This is a genomic window from Streptomyces sp. NPDC021093 (assembly GCF_044333135.1).
GTDB lineage: Bacteria > Actinomycetota > Actinomycetes > Streptomycetales > Streptomycetaceae > Streptomyces.
The window spans coordinates 196,705-215,016 of sequence record NZ_JBIRQJ010000004.1 but is presented as its reverse complement, the minus strand read 5'-3'; the positions used below and the strand labels follow the sequence as shown (position 1 = coordinate 215,016).

Below are 18,312 nucleotides of genomic sequence, written 5' to 3'. Positions count from 1 at the left end.
CCTCGTTCGAGTGAAAGCGTTGCGCGTGTGCTCCTGTCGGAGTGCTGGCGGGGGCATCGTGCTGTAAACGGCAACTCCGACCCGGGGTGGGTATGGAAGCGATGGTCAGCTTTCGTGGGCACGGTGGCAGGGTTGAAGAGCACTCCTGGGAGTCCGTGGCGGCGGGGTCGCTCCAGTCGGCTTCTCCGTGGCGGACGTTCCGCTGGTACAGGGGCCAGAAGCACTACTCGGGTATCTACTGGTCATCGACGACGCGCGACCACGTGATCTACGAGTCGCGACTGGAGCTCTCAAGGCTGCTGTTCGCCGACTTCGATCCGTCCGTACGCGGCATCGTGGCCCAGCCGTTCCTGCTGAAGACGGTGATGGAGGGAAAGGTACGCCGTCACATTCCGGACTATCTCCTGCTTACCGGGCAGGTTCCGGTGGTGGTCGACGTCAAGCCGCTGTACCGGTTGTCCAGGCCGGAGGTGGCGTTCACCTTCGATTGGACCCGGCAGACGGTGGAGTCTCGGGGATGGAAGTACGAGGTCTGGAGTGAGCCTCAGGCCGCAGAGCTGGAGAACATCCGGTTCCTGGCGGGTTACCGCAGAGACTGGCTATTCAGCCCCGAGATTTTGGAAGAGCTCCGCGATGCGAACCTTGACGGGCTCCTTCTGGGGCAGGCCAGAGTATGTCTGCCAGATCACCCGGAGCCTCAAGTCCACGCCGCTATTCACCATCTGCTCTGGACGCAGGATCTCGTCACCAATCTCGACCGACCGCTCGGCCCTTCGCACATTCTGAAGAGGGCAGCGTGAGCAGGGCAGCGACTCGAGTCGGAGTCGGTACGCGCTTCCGCTACGACGGAGAATCCGTCGAGGTGGTGGAGATGGCCGCGACCACAGCAGGCAACGAAGTCGTCCTGAGAGATGGTCACGGGCGGCTTCTGCGGCTGTCGCTCAAAGAACTGCTGTTCTCTGACCGTGCTGCGATCAGTCCTGACGCCCCGGGGCCATCGGCGGACGACGAGGGTGAGATCGCCTCCGTTGTCCTCGGGCAGCTCGATGCGGAGGAGAAGCAGAAGGTCCTGGACCGAGCTGGGCACGTCCGTGAGGTGTTGACCGGTTATCGCTCCGGCACCGGGGAGTTGGCGGCTGGCGACGAGCCGAGGGACGGCTACGCCACGGCAGTGCCGATGGAGGCGAGGAAGGCGGCCAAGGCGGCGGAAGTTGGCGTGACGGTCCGCACCATTGAGCGCTGGGTCGCTGGATTTCTCCAGCACGGCGAGGCCGGGCTTGCGCCGAGGAGGATGTGGTCGGAGCGGTCACAGACCTCGGTTGATGACCGGTGGGTGGAGACCGCGGTGGAGGTGATGGTCGAGCACACCGACCAGTCGAGGCCGTCGCGAACGATGGTGATCGCGCGGACCCGGGCTCGGGTGATCGCGCGGTTCGGCGAGGGGGTGGTGCCGCAGCCGAGTCGGGCGACGGCGTTTCGGCTGCTGGAGGAGCTGGAGCGGCGCCATCCGCTGTTCCGGCTGAGTACGAAGCGGAACCGGGACATCGCCGGTCGTCCGGAGGGTCCGTACGGGAAGCTGCGGCCGACGCGGCCGGGCGAGTATCTGCTGATGGACTCCACCCGCCTGGACGTCTTCGCGCTTGATCCGCTGACGCTCAAGTGGGTGCAGGCCGAGCTGAGTGTCGGGATGGATTGGTACACCCGCTGCATCACCGGGATCCGCCTCACGCCGGTCTCGACGAAGGCGGTGGATATCAGCGCGGTGCTCTTCCAGTCGTTCCGGCCCCGCCCTGCGGGGCGGGACTGGCCGCGGCACGCGGTCTGGCCCGAGCACGGCATCCCCCGCACCGTCCTGGTCGATGTCGAGGGCGCCACCGGGCCGGGCCTCGCCTCGCCGCCCCTGGTTCCCGAGACGCTGGTGGTCGACCACGGCAAGGTTTACGTCTCGGAGCATCTGACCAGCGTCTGCCGCCGGATGGGCATCTCGATCCAACCGGCTCGACTGCGAACGGGCCGCGACAAAGGCCCGATCGAGCGCTACTTCCGCACCCTGCGGGAGGGGCTGCTGCAGGTGCTGCCCGGCTACAAGGGCCCCGATATCTACTCGCGGGGCGAGAGTCCGGAGGACGACGCGTTCTTCTTCCTCGACGAGCTCGAAGCGATCGTCCGGGAGTGGACGGCGGCGGTCTATCACTGCAGGCCGCACTCCAGTCTGGTCGATCCGGGGCTGCCGGGGCTGCGGATGTCCCCGGCGAAGATGTTCGAGCACGGCATGGCCAGGGCCGGCTACATCGAGGTCCCCCGTGACCGGGATCTCGCCTTCGAGTTCCTGAAGACCGAGTGGCGCACGGTCCAGCACTACGGCGTCGAGATTGGCCGCCGCCGCTACAGCGGCCCCGGGCTGCCCGAGCCGGGAATCCGCAGCCCTTACGACGGTCCGGTGAAGAACGGCTGGCCGTTCCAGGCGGACCCGGACGACATCACCCGGATCTACTTCCGCAACCCCACCACCCGCGAGTGGCACACCCTGACGTGGGAACACGCGCCGTCGGCGCGGATGCCGCTGAGCGAGGACGCGTTGGCGTTCGCGCGGAAGTTGGCCGCTGCGAAATACCGCTACCCCGACGACCGGCTCGCCGTCGCCGACCTGCTGGAACGCTGGAACCTCGGGCTGGGGACCACGCTCGCCGAACGGCGCATGGCCCTGCGGCTCTCACGTGAACAGGCCGCCATCGACCTGCCCGGCACCGAGCCGGAGGCGGTTGTCTCTCTTCCGTCCGTACGCAAGGCCCTGGGCCAGGACGACGATCCGGCAGAAGGGACCCAAGAGCAGGAGTCCGTGGTCGAGGTGGGCGACGACGACGGAGCTGACTTTGAAGACGCTCTCGACGAGGACGACTTCTATGCCGATGCACTGGAGGACGTGTGACCGACGGGCAGCCGCTGAGCTTGGGCAATCTCGCGTTGTCGCGGAAAGAAGACTTCAAGACGTTCGCCAATGCTCCGCGGCGGGAACAGCCTGAACTGCTCACCAGGGCCGAACTGAAAGCCCTGAGTGCCGCGGCGAGGGCTGCCTACAACCGCCTGCGGCGCGAGTGGCATGCCAACCTCGGCCCGATCAAGACCCCGCAACTCGCGGCACTCCAAGAGGACTTGTGGGACATCGTCGAGAGCAATCTCCAGGACGGCGACAAGGCCAAAGGAGCTGTGGCCGTCGATGCCTTCCCCGGCCTGGGGAAAACCACATCGGTGCTGGCCTTCCTCCGGGAGTTCCACCACCGGGAGATCGCCGAGAACGGTGAGTACACGGCTCAGGGGCACGAACGGCTTCCGGTCTGCCGGGTCGGACTGACCGGCAACACCGGAATGAAGGACCTCAACCGGGCCATCCTGGAGTACTTCGGCCACGCGGGCCGCAACCGCGGAACGGCCACCCAGTTCGGCCATCGGGCCCTCGACTGCGTGCTGTCCTGCGAAGTGCGCGTCCTTGCACTCGATGATCTGCACTTCCTGAAATGGCGCAAGACCAGCGGCATCGAGGTCAGCAACCACCTGAAGTGGATCGCCAACGAGTTCCCCGTGACCTTGTTGATGATCGGCGTTGGACTTGCCGACAAGGGCCTCTTCAGCGAGGGGACTCCCTCCGGGGATACCGTCCTGGCCCAGACCGGCCGTCGTACGACCCGCCTGGGAATGCGGCCCTTCACCATCGACTCCGAAGCCGGCCGCCTCGAATGGCGGCAGATGCTGCTGGCCCTGGAGAAACGGGTGGTGCTGGCCGACAAGCACCCCGGCATGCTCGCGGACGATCTGTCCGACTACCTCTTCGCTCGCAGCACCGGCCACATCGGCTCGCTCATGACACTGATCAATCGCGGGTGCCAGCGAGCGGTCCGCAGCGGCACCGAACACCTTGACCGGGACCTGCTCGATGGAGTGAAGAACGACGAGGCTTCTGAAAATGCCCGCAAGGAACTCGAAGCTGCCCTGGAAAGCCGCCGCCTGACCAGCCGCCCGCGAGCGAGCCGCACCGCCGCATGAGGTCTGACCTGCGAACTCTTCCGATCCGCCTGGCCCCTCTGCCCGGTGAACCCTTGGACTCCTGGCTGGAGGCGCTGGCTCAGCGCAGCATGGTCGACTTCCGCGAGATCCTTGTTGCACTGGGCCTGCATCGCCGACACCGCGGCTCGATCCCCGACCACACCCTGTTCCTCCGGCCAGAAGAAGCAGAACCAGCGGCCACCGCGAGCGGACTGTCGGTGGACCAACTGCACGCGATGACCTTGCGTCAGTACGACCAGCAGGCCCTTCTTCTCCACCGCGATCGACGGTCGGTGATCCGGATGCAGTTGTGGGGCCGGAGCGGCTCACGCTACTGCCCGCCGTGCCTGCGAGAACGGGATGGCCGCTGGCTGCTGCGTTGGCGCCTGCCCTGGGCCTTCGCCTGCACCCAGCACCGTCTTCTGCTCGCACACGAGTGCCCTGGCTGCGATCAACGCCCCCGGCACGGGAGGATCTCGCTCTATCGGGACGTGCCACCACGCCACTGCTCGACCTCGTTGCAGAGGTCAGACCCGTACTGCCGGAAAGATCTCGCCCAAGCTCCAGCCGTCCATGTCCCCACGGACAGCCCGGTCCTGGCCGCCCAGGAGTGGATCAACAGTCTGCTGCTGAAGATCGAGAACCGTGAGGCAGGAGACCCGGGGCCAGAAATGCGGATCGCCTTCGAAGACCTCCGGGCACTGGCGTCCTGGTCCCTGCGGCGGGCCGCCCCCGGTGACTTTGAGGGCCTCGGAGAGCACATCGAGCAGGCATGCCAAGACCACCAGGGCGACGGTCAGTTCTCCCCGAACGCTGCAGCGGTGGCGGCCGGCAGCCTCACCCGAGCAACCAAGATTCTTCGGCACCCCATGTCTGATCACAGTCTGGCTGTCCTCCGTGACCTCCTGGACCGGGATGACACGGCCCTCGACCTCATGCCCCCGGGCGAGGTGCACAAGAGGTGGCGCAAGCACTCCCCACAGCTGCAACAGGCAATCTGGCGGGCGATGGACAGCAGGCTCAGCACTGTTGAGCGACTCCGCTACCGATCATGCACGTTGCAGCCGAGGCCACCCCTGCGTTCCGACAAGGTCATCGCAGAGCGGTCTCATCAAATTCCCCAACTCCTCTGGCGCGGATGGACCGTGAGGCTTCTGCCCGAAGCCGGCCGACGGATCATCCGATTCCGGGCCGCACTCTCCGTTGCGCTACTGCTGCCCGGATGGTCGCTCCGCCGCTTCGACCCCTTGATCGACATGCTCCATGACCAGGAGCACCCCGACGTCCACTACATGCTCACCAAACTCGCGCGAGGCCACAAAGCCGCCCTGCCGGTCCTCTGCTCTATCGCCGAGCATCTGGACGGCGGTTCCTGCCCGATCGACTACGAACGACGCCGCACCACGGTCAGTACCGATCTTCTTCCCACCACGACCTGGTTGGACATCTGCGCTGACACCAACACGCATCCAGGGACACAGACCCGGGAGCTGGTCATGCGCCGATACCTCTACCAAAGGCTCACCGGAAGCCATCATCGGCAAGCACCAGGCCCATTGCAGGTGACGACCCCCGCACAGGAAGCCATGCTCGCGGCGGTCCCGTTCGCCCTCACCGCCCCGCTGCTGAACGCTCTCGACGAGTACGCCGTCAACTACCTGCGATCAAAGGGCATCGACGGAGAACCGCCCGTCTGGGAACCGCCAGCTCACCTCGGCCTGGACCTCCCGCTGCATCAGGAGGCCGACGACGCCCAGGTGAAACACGCACACCGCCTGATCTGCGCAGGAGGAATCAGACCCATGCTCGCAGCCGAGCAAATGGAGGTTCCGCTCGAATACCTTCGGTTCATCTTTGAGACGCAGCCGCCCCTCACCCCGCGGCCCCCGCGACGCAGGACCAGCGCAGAGCGGCAGAGCACGCGCTCACCCAGAACCCGGCTCGCCGCAGCGCAGTCACGACGCCGCTCACAGAAGGAACTGAGCGAGGACTTCCTGCGACGCGCCTACCTCACCGAGAGAAAGTCGATCAGGAAGATCAGCGCCGAGACAAGCTTCCCTCGGTCAACTGTCCGCGACCGACTCAAGCAGACAGGTCTCCTCGCTCTTCCCCGCCCGGGCCGAGGTGCCATCAACGAGGAGTGGCTCGGAGAGCAGTACGGCAACCACGGTCGTTCGCTGGCAGATATCGCAGCCGAACTCAAGATCAGCCCAACCGAAGTGGGACGCCGGGCCAGGGCGCTCGGCATCGAACTGCGTCCGCCCGGAGGGCGACAGATCATGGGGCCGGCCGAGCTTGCTTCCGTTCCAGCGATCCTGCGGCCAGCCCTTGCAGATCGCCGCAGCTGGGACCGGCTTCACCGATTCCAGGAAGCGATGAAACACCGGACCGTCACCGAAGCCGCAGGTCAACTCGGCCTGAGGCAGGCGGTTCTTTCGCTCCAGATCAGCCGACTGGAAGCAGACCTAGGATTCCGACTACACACCAGGCCACGGCGAGGTGAGGCCCTCCAAGTCACTTCGGACGGACAGGCCGTGCTTGAAGCGCTCGCCGTAATGCAGCCACCGGAAAACGCCACGCTGGTGAGGAAATGCCACACCTCCTGAGACAGGAAGACCTGGCCACGACCTGAGACAGGCGGAGAACCTGCTGGTCAGCGAGATGCCTTATGACAGGAATCGCGAGACCCTATAGCTTTGCAGGTTCCCATTTCCCGCACCCTGACTGACCTCGCCCACGAAAAGGGGATAAGCGCCGCGAACATGAATCGGCAGGCCCAGGAATTGGGCATCCCTCTGCGTCCCCGCGGCGGCGCGAGCCATTCCGACGCGCTGCAGGCTAAGGCTCTTGCCGAGACTATTCCCGATATTCTTCGACCCGCCCGAACCGGCGCCAATGCTTGGGAACGGTTCCCCCGCTTCGCAGCTGCATCTAAATACCCCACTTTGAGTGCAGCAGCTGCAGAGCTCCGGATCCACCTGACAGTCCTGGTTACTCAAGTTCTCAGACTCGAACGGGACCTTGGTGGCCCCCTTCGTACCCGTTCTCAGCGTGCCCACCCTATGCAACTAACTCATTTCGGAGTCAAAGTGATCGCTGCGATCAGAGAGGCAATCCCAAGCAAAGGGACAGCGGAGTGAGACCATCCGCCTAGGGCAGCGGCTGGAACGAGGCGACGAAAAAGGTCAGCGCAGGGGAAATCCGAAATTGGAACCTGCAGGCACTTTTAAGCGCCCATCCTTGATGTCCATTTTTCGTTGAGGGTAGTCATCATGCAGCTGAAGAGGAAGGGCGCTCATCACAGACTTTGAGCGATAGTTGCACGAATCGTTGAAAGCGTCTCGGGGTGCGCAGAAACGGCCGAGCAAAGATGGCAGGGGTCGAGCTTTTCGGCTAAAGCTAGATCACCCCACTGAACGGCACTTGCTGTAAGTACGATGAGCCCCGCAAACCCGACTTCGCGAATGGTAGCGAGGTACGGATCAGACAAGGCGCGCTGCAAGACATCACTCAATTGGGCATCCCGAATATTACCCACAATCAAAGCTCGCTCCTTATTGACTACATAGGTCGAGCAGCAGGGATAAACCGAACCGTCCGGCCATACGGAGAGAGTCAAGCCCTCCTTCATGGGGCAATTTGACCTTCGCAGGTCAAATCGGCCAGCGTGGCCACTTTCCCAGCCTTTCGCGTATCCCGTTGGGGAGACGTAATGGAAATCCACAACGGCGGAGTCGGGAATATCCAGAGGGGGTGGTGGGTCTGGATTGTTTGATGTACAGCTAACCGTTACCTGTACATCAGCTTCAATGCATACGCGGATAAACTTCTCCACAGGAGCAGGGTCTCGCTGGATAAGATGCGAGGCGTCAGCGCTGACAGTAATATTAGCAATCCTGGACTCGATTAACTCAGTCGCAACCGTAACTGCGTGATCGGCGTTGCGTGCCCAGCCCATGCCGGTTGTAACCCCCCACGTCATCCCTCTTTCGTGAGACCTTAATCCGGCTTCCAGTATGAGCTTACGGCGAATGAGCGGCTCCCCGCCCGTAAATCCAATATTACGAAAGACACCCATTTCCCCGGCCTGGTCAATCAGGTCAAGAATTAAATCATGTTCAAGATCGCCCGGGCCGGGAGGGACGCAGCAGAAATCGCAGCGCAGTGGGCAACGGTTTGTAACCGCTATAGCAAGCGTATGCCGCCTAACTGCACCAGGGGTGAGTGGGGTATTACGCTTAGGATCCATCAGTTAGCGATCCGACCGCGTCGTCCGTTAATGATCCATCCGCCGTCCTTGTAGATGACGTTCCAGGCGCGCGGATTCACCAAGGGGTCCAAGCCGCTTATTCCGTTCAGATCCGTGACGCCATTCTCGCGCAATACTTCGAGTGCTGCGTTCGCAACTTGGAGTTGCACTAACGGGTCATTACTGTTCATGCCGATAGTGAGTTCGGAGATAGCTCCATCGGATGTGGAGTGGAGATTCAATCCAGCATCCCGGCTAGTGATGCCATCAGCGCGTAGGCGACTGGCCAGCGCGCCGGCCACCTGCGTGCGCAACAAGCTATCCTGCTGGAACTTTTGAGTGAAACTTCCCAAGTCCACGGTGACCACGTCCCGTTGATTGACGATAGTAGGAGCGTTCCACTCCTGACTGTGCGCGTCAATAGGCTCATAGGCCTCGACAAAGACTAATTTGAGAACTTGACTTAATATCGATCATTCATGAGGCCCGCCAGTTTACTGGCGGGCCTCATGAATGATCGATATTAAGTGAGAGGCCAGTGCCTTCTGATTCGTGCGTTGTGGCAGGGCAGACTGTTGGGCCTGCTGTGTAACTATGGTGCGCGTGGGCTTGTCGCTCTGCTGACTATCCTCAGTGGATGCCTCGACGACCAGGTGAGCGGTGACAAGGGGAGAACGGTTTAGGGATCAAAGAGGGATCCACGTACGGCCGGAGATGGTTCAGGCCTGACTGTCAGCTCGCGAGTTCCGCACAGGCGGGACGGGGAAAAATTTGCGTACATGAGATCCGTACTCAGCCCTACTGGGAGGCTCGCGGGAACTCGTCGAGGGGTGATACTCGTGAGACTGAAGTGCCGTGTCTCTTGAATGAGATGGTCAGGAAAGGCCAGGTCGTCACGACGGAACGGGACATTCCGAATGCGGGCCTATGCGCTTGTGGGATCTCAAATCCCGTGTTGGATCGACGTCGGATTCGACACCGGCCGTGAGGCCGCCCAGGTCAGTGGACCGGCGACCCGAGCCGCCCGGCGCGGATCTTCGAGGAGACGACACGGGCGTGAGACTCCAGCGTCCGACACGTCGTGAGACTGCGGACGAACCCGCAGGTCAAGAGGACTGCATCCGACACGAGCGTCGAGACCCTACAGGGGCACCGCGGCTACGAGTGATGTGGATCACTGACGTCGTGGCTGGCGGGGCCGATGATTCCGGGGCGGCGCGGCAGTCTCCATTGCCGTAGCCACCCAGCAGCGGAAGAGGATCGGGACCATGCGCATCGTCATCAGTGAGTTCATCAGCCTGGACGGCGTCGTACAGGCGCCCGGCGGTCCCGGGGAGGACGAGGACGGCGGGTTCGCGCACGGCGGCTGGTCGCACCCGTTCTTCGACCCGGAGGTGGTGGGCGGTGCCTTCGACAGTGCGATGAGCAAGGCCGAGGGGCTGCTGTTCGGACGCCGTACGTGGCAGACGATGGCGGGGGCGTGGCCGGAGCGGGCGGGCGATCCGTTCGCCGACCGGATGAACTCTCTGCCGAAGTACGTCGTTTCGCGGACGCTCGGCAAGGACGACCTGACGTGGGAGAACAGCAGGCTCGTACCCGGCGATGAGGCGGTCGCCCGCATCCGGGAGCTGCGTGGCTCCGAGGACGGGGACCTTGTGGTCATGGGGAGTTCCGAGCTCGTGCGCATGCTGCTGAGCGAGGGGCTGGTCGACGAGCTGCGGCTGATCGTCATGCCGGTGCTGCTCGGCGGCGGGAAGTCGATCTTCCCGACCGACAGTGGGCTGCGGACGCTGGAGCTGGTTTCGACGGTGGTCAGTGAGGCGGGAGTGCACGTGTGCACGTACCGGCCGGTCGCTCAGGGGTAGCGGAGGGACCGAGCGGGGAGGAGGGCCGACGCCTGTCGTGGCGTCGGCCCTCCTGTTGTGTGCGGACCGCTCTGACCTGCGGGAATTGACCTTCAGGTGACTTGAACGTCGACAATCACGGACATGGCAGAGATGGCAGAGGACGGCGGCGGTGTCGGTGATTTCGCGGCGCTGCTGAGCATCGGCGCGTTCGCGCGGCGGGTGGGACTGGCGCCGAGCGCGCTGCGGTTCTACGACGACTGTGGTGTGCTGCGCCCGGCACGGGTGGACAGCGGTACGGGATACCGGTTCTACGGGCCGGAGCAGGTGGCGCGCGCGGTGCTGGTGCGGCGGCTCAGGGAGGCCGGGGTGCCGCTGGTGGACGCGGCGGTGGTGCTGGACGGTGCGCCGGACGACGCGCGGGAGGTGCTGCGGGGGCACGCGCGGCGGACCCGGGACGTGGCCCGGGCGGCGGGAGCGTTGATCGAGGAGATTCTGCGGGGGCTGCCGGATGCGGCGGAGGAAGGTGCTCCGGTTGCCGGGGGCCCGGTGGGCGGAGGGGTGGCTTCCGTTCGGTTGGGAGGGGCCGAACTGGCCAGCGCCGTACGGCAGGTGGTGACGGCGGTCGCTTCGGGGGCGCTGCGGGAGGAGTTCCCCGTGCTCGGGTGCGTACTGGTCGAGTGGGACGGGGACGGGGACGGGGACGAGGTGCGGCTGGTGGCGACGGACCGATACCGGCTGGTCGTACGGGTGTTGAGGGCAGCGTCGGCAGAGGGCGGGCCTGCCCGGGTGCTGGTGGGCGCGGAGGAACTCCGTGAGATCGGGGCGTGGGCGCTGAGGGCGGCCGAGGTCGAGTGGGAGACCGGTGGCGGCGGGCGGAGCGCGCGGGTCCGGGTGGCCGGTGGCGGTGCTGCAGGTGCGGGCGGTGGCTGTGCTGCTGGAGAGGTGGACGAGTCCGGTGCGGCCGGGGAGGCCGGTGAGTGGCGGGAGTTGGCGCCGTACACGGGAGGGGATTTCCCGCAGTACCGGATGGTGTTGGAGGGGCTTTCCGAGGTGCGTCATCGGGTGATCGTCGAGCGGGCCGCGCTGCGGGGCGTTCTTGCAAGTGGGGGCGGTCCTGTGGTGCTCAGGTCCGGTGCGGAGGGGGAGTTGGTCTGCGAGGTGCGGGGCGCGGGCCGGCGGGAGGTGCTGCGTGCGGTGGTGCTGGACGTGGCCGGGACCGGGCCGGGGGCGGTGCGCGTGGCGTTCGATGCGGAGGTGCTGCTTCAGGCGCTCGATGCCGGGGTCGGGCCTGACGTACTCCTGGAGATCGCGTCGGCGGTGGAACCGGTGCTGGTGCGGTCGGCGGACCAGGGGAGTTTTACGACGCTGGTGATGCCGGTGAAGGACGAGTGCGAAGCCGAGGTCGAGGACGCGCTGGGCGGCGACGAAAGGGCTGGTGAGTGCCGTGGACGTTGAGAATCCGGTAGTGGCGCTGTGCATGCGGGGGATGCGGGCGGAGGCGGAGGGCCGGGCTGATGAGGCGCGCCGGCTCTTCGTGCGGGCGTGGGAGAGCGCAGGCGACGACTACGACGCCTGCGTGGCCGCGCACTACCTGGCGCGGCAGCAGTCCTCGCCCGAGGAGACGCTGCGGTGGAACCGCGAGTGCCTGGACCGGGCGGACCGGGTGGGGGACGGGCGGGTCGCGGGTTTCTATGCGTCGCTGCACCTCAATATGGCCAAGTCGTACGGGGAGTTGGCCGACGGCGGTCCGTCGCACGAGCACTACGTGCGGGCGGCGGAGCACATCGACGCGGTGCCGGAGGGGCAGTACCGGGACTGGATGCGTTTCGCGATCGCGGAGGGACTGCGAGCGGAGGCGGAGGGTCCGGCGGGCGGTGAGGGCAGTGCAGGCAGTCCGCTGAGCGAGCTGGTGACGCTGTGGTGCGCGCGGGCTGAGCTCAAGGCGCTGGGGCTGGTGCTCCCCGCGCACCTCGGGAATCTGGGGACGGCAGCCGACCGGGAACGGCTCGTACTGGTGCTGCGGATGGTGCATGCGGGGCGGTGGTTGCCGGAGGGGGAGCAGGTGCTGCTGGAACGGGCCATGGGTGAGCTGGAACGGGTACCGGCTTCGGCATAGCCCTCGGTATCGGTGTCGGCATCGCCCTCGGTGTCGGCCTCGGTGTCGGCCTCGGCATCGGCGAAGCGCGGTGATGCTGCCGAGGCTCGGAATGCATTCGACGAAGAGTGTGCGGAGAGGTAGTTGTGGCGTATGACTACTCCCGCACATACCGTCCCCGACGTCCTTGATCTCCTTCCGGCCACCCGCCGTTCTCTGCTGCACCGCATCGCCGCCGCTCAGGCGACCGGTCGGGCTCCCTCGCTGACGGCGGCCGTGCAACGGGAGGGGCAGGTGGTGTGGAGCGGCGCGCGCGGGGCGTCGGCGGACGGGCGGACGGCGGATGCGGAGACGCAGTACCGGATCGGGTCGATCACCAAGACGTTCACTGCGGTGCTGGTGATGCGGCTGCGTGACGAGGGGCTGCTGGATCTCGCTGACCCGCTGGAGAAGTACGTACCGGACACGGGCGTGGGCGACGCCACGATCTTCCAACTCCTCGGCCACACCGCCGGTCTGGCGGCCGAGACGCCCGGTCCGTGGTGGGAGCGTACGCCCGGTGACCTGCGCCCCGAGCTGGTCGACGTCCTGGGCGACGTACATACGGAAGGGGCGCGTCCGCATCCGGCCGGGCAGGTGCACCACTACTCCAACCCCGGCTACACGCTGCTCGGTTCGCTCATCGAGGCGGTGCGCGGAGTGCCGTGGGCGGAGGCGGTGCGGCAGGAGATCACGGAGCCGCTGGGGCTGACACGGACGAGTGCGCAGCCGCAGGCACCGTATGCGGAGGGATGGGCGGTGCACCCCTGGGCGGACGTACTGCTTCCGGAACCGGTGGTGGACCTGGGGCTGATGGCGTCTGCGGGGCAACTGTGGTCGACGGCCGGGGACCTGTGCCGGTTCGGCGCCTTCCTGGTCGCGGGTGACGAGCGGGTGCTGAGTGCGGACTCCGTACGGGAGATGCGGACGCCGGCGGCGCCGCTGGAGGCCGGGGGCTGGTCGGGCACGTACGGGCTCGGGCTGCAGGTGATCAATGCCGGCGGGCGGGAACTGGTGGGACACGGCGGCTCGTTGCCCGGCTTCGTGGCCGGGCTGTGGGTGAGCGTGGCGGACGGAATGGCAGCTTCCGCGCTGGCCAATGCGACGTCCGGGCTGCAGGCGGGGGTACTGGCGGCCGAGCTCCTGTGCCTCGTGGCCGAGGCGGAGCCGGGTATCGCACCGGAGTGGCGTCCGCTGCCGGAGGACGGCGTGGACCAGGAGCTGCTGGGGCTGACCGGGGCCTGGTACTGGGGCACGTACTCCTACGGCCTGCGGCTGCTGGCCGATCGCGGGCTGTCGCTGGAACGGCTGGACGGCCGCGCGGGGCGCGGCTCGCGCTTCCTGGCGAGGCCGGACGGGACGTGGGTCGGGCTCGACGGGTACTACGCGGGGGAGACGCTGCGGGTGGTGCGGCGGCCGGAGGACGGGTCGGTGAGCCACCTCGACCTGGGGTCGTTCGTCTTCACGCGGGAGGTGTACGAGCCTGAGGCGCCGGTTCCGGGCGGGGTGGACGCGCGCGGATGGCGGGGTGTCGGGTAGGACGCGCGGTGGGCCCGACGCCGCAACTGCTTCGCCGCGACTTCTTCCTGCGGTGTCGGGCCCGATGCGCGGGCCACGGGGGCCGGCCGACGTGACAGGGCCGGCCTTCGCCCCCGTGCCGGACGCGTCAGAGCTGGAGTTTGAAGCCCACGTGGGAAGCGGTGAAGCCGAGCCGCTCGTAGAAGCGGTGGGCTTCTTTCCGGCTGACGTCGGAGGTGAGCTGCACCAGCTGGCAGCCCCGGGCACGGGATTCCTCGACCGCCCACTCCATGAAACGGGTGCCGAGGCCGCTGCCGCGTTCGTCCGCGTGGATGCGCACGGCCTCGATGACCGAGCGGGTGGCGCCCTTGCGGGACAGACCGGGGATCAGGGTGAGCTGGAGGGTGCCGACGATACGGCCCGCGCGTTCGGCGACGACGACGAGCTGGTTCGGGTCGGCGTCGAGGCGCTTCAGTGCCTCGACGTACGGGGCGAGGTCGTCGGGGGACTCGCGCTGCGTGCCGAGCGGGTCGTGGGCGAGCATCGCGACGACCGCGGGCAGGTCGGCTTCGGTCGTCGGGCGTATCACCAGGCCGTCCGGCAGGTTGTGCGTCCTGGCGTCGGCCGGGGCGTCCGCCGGGCTGTGCGTCCTGGCGTCCGCCGAGTCGTCCGCCGGGCTGTGCGCCCGGTTGTTCTGAGAGGTCATGGGCGCAGGTTACGCAGGTCAGGCCGGGGTGCGCAGCTCTTCCACGGTGCGTACCAGGGGGGCGAGTTCGGGGTTCTCGGCGGCGGCGTCGAGGGCTTCGCGCAGGGCGGTGTCGTTGGTGGGGCGGGCCTGGGCGAGGAGGGTCCGGCCGGTGTCGGTGACATCGGTGTAGATGCCGCGGCGGTCGGTGTCGCAGAGGTATCGGGTGAGCAGGCCGCGGTCTTCCAGGCGGGTGACCAGGCGGGTCGTGGCGCTCTGGCTGAGGAGGACGGCTTCGGCGACCTGGCGCATCTGGAGGTGGCCGCCGGGACCGCTGTGCTGGCGGCTGAGGACGTCGAGGAGCGAGTACTCGCGGACGCTGAGGTCGTGGCGGGCCTGGAGGGCCTTCTCGATGTGGGCCTCGATGCGGCTGTGCAGCAGGGAGAGGGCGCACCAGCCCTGGGCGAGGGCAGTGAGTGCGGGGTCGGTCGCGGTCATCCGGTGTCTCCTCGTCCCCTTGTGCGATGGGCGGAGCGGGCGGCTCCTACGGGCGGAGTGGGCGGCAGGGGGATGCTGCCCGCTCTCCAGGATAGGCGACAGCCGCAATATCCCGCGTGTGCAATTAGTCGGCGCCGACCGATCAGCGCCGACCGATCAGCGCCGACCGATCAGCACCGGTGGGGCAGCGCCGACCGATTCAGCGCCTACTGATCAGCGGCGATGGGGCAGCGCCGACTGACCGGCGTCGACTGGCCGACGTGGGCGCGCGCGGCCGATGGGCGACGACGTCCGCCCGTCAGCCCGACGCGGTCGCCAGCGGGGCGAAATGGCGGCGGAAGTCGCCCGGAAGCGCGGGGGCGCCGTACGACATCACCGTGTTGAAGAGGACCGGGGCCAGGCCGTGGGCGCTCAGCCAGCCGCGCAGGTCTTCGTGACGTACGTCGACGTCGATGCGCAGGGGGCGGTCGGTGCCGGTGGCGAGGGAGGCGACCAGCGCTTTCGCGGTGTCCGTGTCCCGGGCGATGAGCGGGCCCACGGTGTGGGTGTCACGGTCCGGCCAGGCGGCGGCGTAACCGAGGAGGCCGTCCTGGTCCTCGGCTACGCGGAGCTGGTCGGCGAAGGCGGGCAGCCTCGCGAGCATGGCGGTGCGGTCGTGGCCGAACACCTCGGTGTCCATCCGGATGATCGCGGCGAGGTCGCCGGGGGTGGCCGGCCGGGTGGCCACCGAGGGCGGCGGGCCCGAGGGGCGGAAGTGGCCGCGGAGCATCTCGGCGCTGCTCGCGACGGTGAAGCCGAGCTGCTCGTACAGCCCCTGGCCTGCCGGGGTGGCGGAGAGCGAGACCTGGGCCCGGCCCGCCTCGGCCAGAGCGTGCCGGACCAGCCGGCGGCCGATCCCCTGCCGGCCGTACCGCTCGGCGACCAGGACCATGCCGATCACGGCGTACGAGGGGTCGTGCGGTGCACCCGTGCCGTACGAGGTGAGGGTGCAGGCGGCGATCAGGCCCTTGCCCTCGGGCGCCTCGGGGTCGTCGATGCCGTAGCCGGTGCCCGCGGTGAGCAGCAGGCCCCATTTGTGTTCCGTACGGGGCCAGTCCCGGTCCTCGCCCAGGTCGGCGCAGGCGGTGAGGTCCTGCAGGGTCAGACGACGGACGGGGAGTTCGGTGAGGGGCGTGGGCATGGTCGCCAGGCTGGTGTACGCGGAGAGCGTTCGTCCAGCGCTTTAACGGAAGCCGTTTCACGTGAAACACCGCTCGAATCACGTGAAACGGCGCTTTGAATCTCCAAAGCCCGTAACCGGGTCATGCGGTTCATGCGGTGTGTTTCACGTGAAACATCGCGTCCGGGCTCGTGCGGGGGCCCAGAAGGAATGGTGCCCGTGTTCCTGGGAATGCGCTGCCACGGACCGAGGGGTCACAGGCATGGGGCGAAAGCAGCCTAGAGGTAAGGAGAGATCGGAAACCAGGACTTCCCGGTCTTGGCCCGTTTCGAGGGACGGGCTGACACGCTGCGACGACGGGAACTGCGGCCGAAGCGCAGCCTTTTCCGCCTTGCTCTCAATGAGGGAGAAGCGCGACCACATGACGTTCGAGGCGAGGCACAGAATGGACGCTCCGACCACCACGGCGGCCGACAGCAACGGCACCGACAGCAACGGCGCCGCCGATGCGGGCAGCGGCTGGTTCGCCCCCACGCCTCCGGCGGGGTCCGAGGTGACGCTGTCCCCTCCGGCTGCCCGGCCCTCCCCCGACGCACTCCGGGTCCGGCGCACGCTGGCGGTGGTCGAGCCCGTCGCCGACCGGGCGACCTCGTACTTCTACGCGCTGCTGTTCGTCCGGTACCCCGATCTGCGCCCGCTGTTCCCGCCCGCGATGGACACCCAGCGCGACCGGCTGTTCAAGGCGCTGCTCACGGCTGCCGAGCACATGGACACCCCGGACGTGTTGCAGGAGTACCTGCGGCAGCTCGGCTCCGGACACCGCAAATACGGCACGCAGGCCGCGCACTACCCGGCGGTCGGCGAGGCCCTGATCGGGGCGCTGGCCCGGTACGCGGAGGCGGTCTGGGACCCGGAGACCGAGGCGGCCTGGGTGCGTACGTACACGAAGATCTCGCAGGTCATGATCGACGCGGCGGCGGAGAGCGAGCTGCGCTCCCCCGCGTGGTGGCACGCCGAGGTCGTCGCGCACGACCTGCGCACCTCCGACATAGCCGTCGTCACGCTGCGCCCGGACCAGCCGTACCCCTTCCTGGCCGGGCAGTACACCAGCCTGGAGACGCCGTGGTGGCCGCGGATATGGCGGCACTATTCGTTCGCGGCGGCCCCGCGCGCGGACGGGTTGCTGACGCTGCACGTGAAGGCGGTACCGGCCGGCTGGGTGTCGAACGCGCTGGTGCACCGGGCCCGCCCCGGGGACGTGCTGCGGCTGGGCCCGCCGTCCGGCTCGATGACCGTCGACCACACCACCGACAGCGGGCTGCTGTGCATCGGCGGCGGCACCGGCATCGCGCCCATCAAGGCGCTGGTGGAGGACGTTGCGGAGCATGGGGAGCGGCGGCCGGTCGAGGTGTTCTACGGGGCGCGCACCGACTACGACCTGTACGACATCGACACGATGATGCGCCTGCAGAGGTCCCACTCGTGGCTTTCGGTGCGCCCGGTGGTCGACGACCGCTCCCAGTTCCCGGACGCGGTACGGCAGTTCGGGCCCTGGACCGCGTACGACGCCTATCTGTCGGGCCCGCCCGGAATGATCCGCAGCGGCCTGGACGCGCTGCGCACGGTCGGCATACCGGGCAGCCGGATACGCCACGACTCGATCGAGGAGCTCGTCGCGGCGGGCGGCCAGGACGGGCCCTAGCCCAGATCGCGTGCGAGCAGTGCCCGTACGCCCTCGATGTTGCCGTCCAGGTAGTGCCGCAGCGACAGCGGCACGAGGTGGACGGCGGCGATGCCGACCCGGCTGAAGGGGACGCGGACGATCTCGTAGTCACCCAGTGGTTCGTCCACTTCCGGGCCGTGCCGCAGCGCGGGGTCCATGGAGGCGAGCCGGCAGACGAAGAAGTGCTGCACCTTGACGCCCGCACCCGCGTTGCCCGCGATGTGCTCGACGGTGTCGACGAAGCAGGGCACCACGTCGGTGATCTTCGCGCCGAGTTCCTCGTCCACCTCCCGGTGCAGGGCGTCGACGACGGTGTGGTCCTCGGGTTCGACTCCCCCGCCGGGGGTCACCCAGTACGGATCGACGCCGGGCTTGGTGCGTTTGATGAGGACGAGGTGGTCGCCGTCGAGGAGGACGGCGCGTGCGGTGCGCTTGACCACGGGACGTTCGGTCATGGC

At 67.3% G+C, this 18,312-nt stretch carries 16 protein-coding genes; 10 read left to right on the top strand and 6 right to left on the bottom strand.

The genetic code is table 11. From position 1 onward, the window contains the following. The first annotated feature begins 92 nt into the window (after positions 1 to 92). The 5 genes from ACH4SP_RS13445 to ACH4SP_RS13425 all read left to right on the top strand — a co-directional run bounded on the left by ACH4SP_RS13445 (position 93) and on the right by ACH4SP_RS13425 (position 7,181). Positions 93 to 800 carry a TnsA-like heteromeric transposase endonuclease subunit gene (locus ACH4SP_RS13445; RefSeq protein WP_398414034.1) on the top strand — a complete coding sequence of 236 codons (708 nt, stop codon included), beginning with the start codon at positions 93 to 95 and terminating at the stop codon, positions 798 to 800. Continuing rightward, the gene (locus tag ACH4SP_RS13440) at positions 797 to 2,929 is read left to right on the top strand and encodes a helix-turn-helix domain-containing protein (protein ID WP_398414032.1); all 2,133 of its coding nucleotides are present in this window, start codon (positions 797 to 799) and stop codon (positions 2,927 to 2,929) included. The genes ACH4SP_RS13445 and ACH4SP_RS13440 overlap by 4 nt, the downstream gene beginning before the upstream one ends. Beyond that, positions 2,926 to 4,041, top strand: coding sequence for an AAA family ATPase (locus tag ACH4SP_RS13435; RefSeq protein WP_398414029.1), 1,116 nt, complete (start codon positions 2,926 to 2,928; stop codon positions 4,039 to 4,041). The genes ACH4SP_RS13440 and ACH4SP_RS13435 overlap by 4 nt, the downstream gene beginning before the upstream one ends. Next, entirely contained in the window at positions 4,038 to 6,647 is a 2,610-nt protein-coding gene (locus ACH4SP_RS13430; RefSeq protein ID WP_398414027.1) for a TniQ family protein, read from the top strand. The genes ACH4SP_RS13435 and ACH4SP_RS13430 overlap by 4 nt, the downstream gene beginning before the upstream one ends. Positions 6,648 to 6,803: 156 nt before the next feature. Beyond that, positions 6,804 to 7,181: a LysR family transcriptional regulator gene (locus ACH4SP_RS13425; protein ID WP_398415066.1), complete on the top strand. Its 378-nt coding sequence runs from the start codon at positions 6,804 to 6,806 to the stop codon at positions 7,179 to 7,181. Between the two features lie 158 nt (positions 7,182 to 7,339). Here ACH4SP_RS13425 and ACH4SP_RS13420 read toward each other — a convergent pair whose 3' ends face one another. Both ACH4SP_RS13420 and ACH4SP_RS13415 read right to left on the bottom strand, forming a co-directional pair. Next, positions 7,340 to 8,290, bottom strand: coding sequence for a radical SAM/SPASM domain-containing protein (locus ACH4SP_RS13420; RefSeq protein WP_398414024.1), 951 nt, complete (start codon positions 8,288 to 8,290; stop codon positions 7,340 to 7,342). Next, a complete protein-coding gene (locus tag ACH4SP_RS13415; protein WP_398414022.1) occupies positions 8,290 to 8,658 on the bottom strand; it encodes a hypothetical protein in 369 nt (122 codons plus the stop codon). Before ACH4SP_RS13415 ends, ACH4SP_RS13420 begins: the two co-directional genes overlap by 1 nt. 900 nt (positions 8,659 to 9,558) lie before the next feature. On the opposite strand from ACH4SP_RS13415, the gene ACH4SP_RS13410 reads away from it, so the two are divergent. The 4 genes from ACH4SP_RS13410 to ACH4SP_RS13395 all read left to right on the top strand — a co-directional run bounded on the left by ACH4SP_RS13410 (position 9,559) and on the right by ACH4SP_RS13395 (position 13,810). Next, positions 9,559 to 10,155, top strand: coding sequence for a dihydrofolate reductase family protein (locus ACH4SP_RS13410; protein ID WP_398414019.1), 597 nt, complete (start codon positions 9,559 to 9,561; stop codon positions 10,153 to 10,155). A gap of 123 nt (positions 10,156 to 10,278) precedes the next feature. Next, a complete protein-coding gene (locus ACH4SP_RS13405) occupies positions 10,279 to 11,592 on the top strand; it encodes a MerR family transcriptional regulator (protein WP_398414017.1) in 1,314 nt (437 codons plus the stop codon). Beyond that, positions 11,582 to 12,253 carry a hypothetical protein gene (locus ACH4SP_RS13400; RefSeq protein ID WP_398414015.1) on the top strand — a complete coding sequence of 224 codons (672 nt, stop codon included), beginning with the start codon at positions 11,582 to 11,584 and terminating at the stop codon, positions 12,251 to 12,253. Before ACH4SP_RS13405 ends, ACH4SP_RS13400 begins: the two co-directional genes overlap by 11 nt. 132 nt (positions 12,254 to 12,385) lie before the next feature. Then, positions 12,386 to 13,810: a serine hydrolase domain-containing protein gene (locus ACH4SP_RS13395; RefSeq protein ID WP_398414014.1), complete on the top strand. Its 1,425-nt coding sequence runs from the start codon at positions 12,386 to 12,388 to the stop codon at positions 13,808 to 13,810. A gap of 127 nt (positions 13,811 to 13,937) precedes the next feature. Here the strand turns inward: ACH4SP_RS13395 and ACH4SP_RS13390 are convergent, their stop codons facing one another. The 3 genes from ACH4SP_RS13390 to ACH4SP_RS13380 all read right to left on the bottom strand — a co-directional run bounded on the left by ACH4SP_RS13390 (position 13,938) and on the right by ACH4SP_RS13380 (position 16,152). Further along, positions 13,938 to 14,495 (bottom strand): GNAT family N-acetyltransferase, encoded by a 558-nt coding sequence (locus ACH4SP_RS13390; protein WP_398414012.1) that lies wholly within the window; start codon positions 14,493 to 14,495, stop codon positions 13,938 to 13,940. Positions 14,496 to 14,513: 18 nt separating this feature from the next. Continuing rightward, entirely contained in the window at positions 14,514 to 14,972 is a 459-nt protein-coding gene (locus tag ACH4SP_RS13385; RefSeq protein ID WP_398414009.1) for a MarR family winged helix-turn-helix transcriptional regulator, read from the bottom strand. 298 nt (positions 14,973 to 15,270) lie between these two features. Further along, a complete protein-coding gene (locus ACH4SP_RS13380) occupies positions 15,271 to 16,152 on the bottom strand; it encodes a GNAT family N-acetyltransferase (RefSeq protein ID WP_398414007.1) in 882 nt (293 codons plus the stop codon). A gap of 424 nt (positions 16,153 to 16,576) precedes the next feature. Here ACH4SP_RS13380 and ACH4SP_RS13375 point away from each other — a divergent pair, with 424 nt between their 5' ends. Further along, positions 16,577 to 17,833 carry a globin domain-containing protein gene (locus ACH4SP_RS13375; protein ID WP_398414004.1) on the top strand — a complete coding sequence of 419 codons (1,257 nt, stop codon included), beginning with the start codon at positions 16,577 to 16,579 and terminating at the stop codon, positions 17,831 to 17,833. On the opposite strand, the gene ACH4SP_RS13370 is transcribed toward ACH4SP_RS13375, so the two are convergent. After that, positions 17,830 to 18,309, bottom strand: a complete 480-nt coding sequence (locus ACH4SP_RS13370; protein WP_398414002.1) for an NUDIX domain-containing protein — start codon at positions 18,307 to 18,309, stop codon at positions 17,830 to 17,832. The genes ACH4SP_RS13375 and ACH4SP_RS13370 overlap by 4 nt on opposite strands. Positions 18,310 to 18,312 lie beyond the last annotated feature (3 nt).